This is a genomic window from Fangia hongkongensis FSC776 = DSM 21703 (genome assembly GCF_000379445.1).
GTDB classification, from domain to species: domain Bacteria; phylum Pseudomonadota; class Gammaproteobacteria; order Francisellales; family Francisellaceae; genus Fangia; species Fangia hongkongensis.
Map to the genome: position 1 here is coordinate 1 of NZ_KB902266.1, position 4,101 is coordinate 4,101.

The 4,101-nt window shown below is 37.8% G+C and carries 3 protein-coding genes; 1 reads left to right on the forward strand and 2 read right to left on the reverse strand.

Annotated features, from left to right (window positions below):
* Positions 1-205 precede the first annotated feature (205 nt).
* Complete coding sequence (locus A37Q_RS0109480; RefSeq protein WP_018300039.1) at positions 206-2,155, reverse strand: phospholipase A2 family protein; 1,950 nt, start codon at positions 2,153-2,155, stop codon at positions 206-208.
* 201 nt (positions 2,156-2,356) lie between these two features.
* Entirely contained in the window at positions 2,357-3,256 is a 900-nt protein-coding gene (locus A37Q_RS0109485) for a LysR family transcriptional regulator (RefSeq protein ID WP_018300040.1), read from the reverse strand.
* A gap of 608 nt (positions 3,257-3,864) precedes the next feature.
* On the opposite strand from A37Q_RS0109485, the gene A37Q_RS15155 reads away from it, so the two are divergent.
* A partial coding sequence (locus tag A37Q_RS15155; protein WP_035405136.1) for a hypothetical protein occupies positions 3,865-4,101 on the forward strand: 237 nt, incomplete at its 3' end.

The window sequence follows — 4,101 nt, forward strand, 5'->3', positions numbered from 1 at the left end:
TTGCTGCATAGTTCGTAACAGCAAACACCATTAGCATCAGCCAAGTGAGTATGCGTGTATATAAAGACTGAATAACCATCTCTAGTTCCTCGTGAGAATGATATTTTTAGGTTATAAATGAGAGACGCTCTCTTTGATTTCTCTTAAGAGCTATGTCTTGAACCCCATATGATCTTAGATATAAGTTGTATTGTTCAACTGCCTGTTAAAAAATGCTGGTCAAGCGAGCACCATTTTGTGCCTGCTCGCTTAGGAACATTTGATAAAGCTGCTTTGTTGGCGAGAGATTAACATTTAATGTCTCTACACCGTATTTGTCTTTTGCGATGCTGGCCTCACAATACCAAGTAGAGTTTTTGGCAACATCATGGCAGGCAAGTGATGGGTTTTTACGTCCTTGTAATTGGTCGAAGATCCATACACGATCATTATAATAGCTCTTAGCAAGACACTCATAGCCACCAAGACCAATTTTGGTCAAGTCACAATATGGCTTCCAAAATATAATTTCATGGCCATTTGCCATGGCAATGGAAACCTCGAGAGGACCTTTTTTTATCGTTGGGTAGTCGACAAATCCACGTATATCATCAAGCTTACTCCAGCCAAGTTTATTTAGTAGAACAGGGCCGAGTAAATACGCATTGAAGATTTCATTTCTACCAACGACTTTGGTGGCATCACTGTTGACAAGAAGTAAGTTGCCATCTCTTAGTAAAAAGCTTGGCGCATCTAAATCTTTTTCTTGTAGACCAAGTTTTACCCCTGCAATCATTTTTGCCTGTGTTTCCGTAAGTGGCCAGTCTTTAGAAGTAGGCTTAGGGAAACCCGCATCGATGTGATGCTGAGTCATATCATAGCGAAAATAGGTGCCATTTCTTAAAAAGAAGAAAAATTTATGAGGATAAGCCTTTAGTCTTGTAATCCCAACAACCTGTGGTGCATATTTATCAGGGATTCCAATATCACTCCATCGATAGTAAACAGGTGACTTTATGCCACCATTATGCGGCAAAATATAACCATCACTATAAAAAGCAATTGTGCGGTAGTTTTTATAAAGAGGCGCATCTCGATTAGCGACATTAAATATGCCTTTCCCACTTTCATTTGGGAAACCAACTTGAATTTGATGCTCATTTCCTGCCTTATCATTAAAACTGAAGCCAAAGCTTTGATCTTTTAATGCCCCTTGAGGGAAAAAGATACCGCTTGGGCCATTTTTCTTTAAAAAGAGACTGTACTGGGTTAATGGATTGATATTAGGAGTGTGATCAAAAAAATTCAAGCCATTAACAAATAAAGAATTCAGCACGCCTTTATCGTAAGGTGTGGATAATTTATACATCGTATCGGAAAAGGAAGAGTTGGTAACATTTAAGCGAAATCTCGCATCATCATCACAGTGGACAATTGTTAAGGTCACATCCTCGTTTTTAACAGCGGGTGTGCGCTTTTGCGCATCAGATGTGCTTATAATATATTGATTTTGAGGCTCTTTGAGCGACTTTCCACTGTATTTATAATACAGGTAATTATCTGTTTTTGTTTTATCAGGATCTTCATGGGGCCCTGGAACCCAGCTAAAAGGGTCTGGCCAGCTATGTTCCGTCTCCATGTAAAATGGTACATCTTCTTTTAACTCACCTTTAGCATTTTCCAAATAGGTGTTTGTTGTCACCCAGCATGATTTTTGATAGCCATATTCTTTTGGTGTTGTGAAGTGCAAGTTTAATAAAGGGGGTTGATATTTAAGTGAGTAGTATTTCCATACCCCTAATCTCTTTGTCCATTCAGAGCTGGTATAAGATAGATCAACTGTCATGGTGAATGTTTTTGACTCACTAGGCAAAATTTGAAAGCTCTTTGCGCTACTTTTAGCGCCCTTTTCTTTAAAGCTGACATTGCCAACATAAGAGTAAAAGTTTTGATTGCTAGAAGTGCCGGGGGTAAGCGTTAATGCATCTTGCGTCCCGTTAATAATAGTGACTTTTTTCTCCTTTTTATAATGAAGATATTGTAGTGCTTGATCTTGACGCGTATCAGCAAAGCCAGTGCTTGTAAATAATGCTGAGCAACAAAGTAGCATTAATGCAGATTTTTTAAATTGAGTATCCATGGTTTTGTCCTTCTCTTTCTCTTTGTGTTCAATCATTCGCCCTTTTCCATGCAATGTCATCGCTGGAGTCAAGGGTTTAGATCTTGGGGTAATTTATACCTTAAAATGATTGTGAAATAACTAAATAGCGACTATTGATCACAATCAATGATTAGTAATTTTGCGAACTAAAATACATGATAGAAGCTATATAGATTATCAGTTTGTGGGATAGGTTTGATTATTAAAGGAGAGGCTTTAGTGCAATATTTCTTTTTTTGAATTTCGCTCCTTATTACTCTCAGCCTCTTTATTTTGCCACCATTGTGTAAAAAATCGTGCAAGCTCTTCACTATGAACGGTTTTTTTCCAGCTATAGAAAAGAAGCTTTTTTTCAAATTCAAAATCATAGTTCACTTGCTTAAATTGGAAAACATTACGGTAATGCTCGTGCAAGTGATGTTCAGTGGTCATCACCGTGTTAGGAATGCTGCTAAGAAGACTCATGGAGGTAAGAAGGCTGTTGGAGAGAATAACGCGATTACGAGGGTGATGGCCAATAGTCTGCTTAATATAGGCAGTTTCAGTTTTATGCATCGTAATGTGCTCTGCTTGCAAATAATCAATAAAGCTAATGGCATCAAAAGCACTATTTTTACTGGTGATTACCACTGATTGTGTTTCCATTAATGGCTGGCAGGGGATGCTTAATACTCTGTCTTCCATGCCAATACATAAGTCAAATTGACTCATATCACACTGCATTTTATTGAGGGTTTTTAGTCGAACCACCTCCATTTCGATGTCAATATTATGTAGATTGCAGGCATTGATAAATGCAGGCATGTAAAGTAGAGCAAAAAAGTCACTTGTCAGGACTTTGTAGCGCCTTATTTGTGAGGTTTCAACATAGTCGGTTGCAACATGAATCAGCTCGCCAATATAATTACATATCTGCAAGCCTTTGGTTGTTGCAACGCAACAACCACCTTGAATTTTCATTACATCATCACCAAAAGTCTTTTTTATAAGCCTTAAAGCTGCGCTAATAGTCGATTGATTTTTATTGAGTAATTTTGCCGCAGCTGATACTGAGCCAACCTCAATTACCGTTTTAAATACGTACAAGTTATTAAGTGTGATAGAACTGATGTCCATTGTTTGTGCCCTTTAGTTTCCGATTTTGCTTCCATTTTGGTCATCACGAAGATTGAAATTAAGCTAGGCTTGTCATATAAACAACGTCATTTTTATTAACACATAGAAATTGGTTTTAACTTATTCAATAAGCAAATGGCTTTTATTATAGTCAAGGCAATCAAGGGAATAATAGATTGATGAAATTGCTCTTGCTTAACTGCCAGCGTTTTTATTAAGTTAAACATTTTCAATCTCCATGTGGACAATGTCTATATAGCGTACCTTTAGATCTTGGATAACCGCTATGGATTGCTTCACATTATAACGTTAAAAGTCACTTAGTGAAGTTGGCAAATGTAGATGCTGTATGCATAAAAATAAAATTTTGCTGTAAGTCAAGCGTATTAAATACTTAACAGGTGTTAGCAAAGCCTTATATATCAACTGTTTGCTGAGGCTTGACTGACTGAGCGTTCAGTCATATTGATTGTAATCAATAGTTACTATTTAGTTATCTTTTTTCCTGTTTTCGATAGGATGTGCGAGAAAGGGATTAGGTGCAAATATAGAGTGCTTTTACCTTGGGAAGAGTAAAGCTTCAACGATGCTGTCACGAGGAACTAGAGATGGTTATTCAGTCTTTATATACACGCATACTCACTTGGCTGATGCTAATGGTGTTTGCTGTTACGAACTATGCAGCAACGACAGAGTATCACCTATCAGCGAGCACCACAAAAGAGTCAGCTAAATCATCAGCAGTGAATCTCAAGCGCGAAGCCGTGTTGGACAAACTCACCGCTTTGGCTGCACAAAGTAGTGCCGACTCGTTTCAATCACAAGCAGGTAACCATAATCTGGGT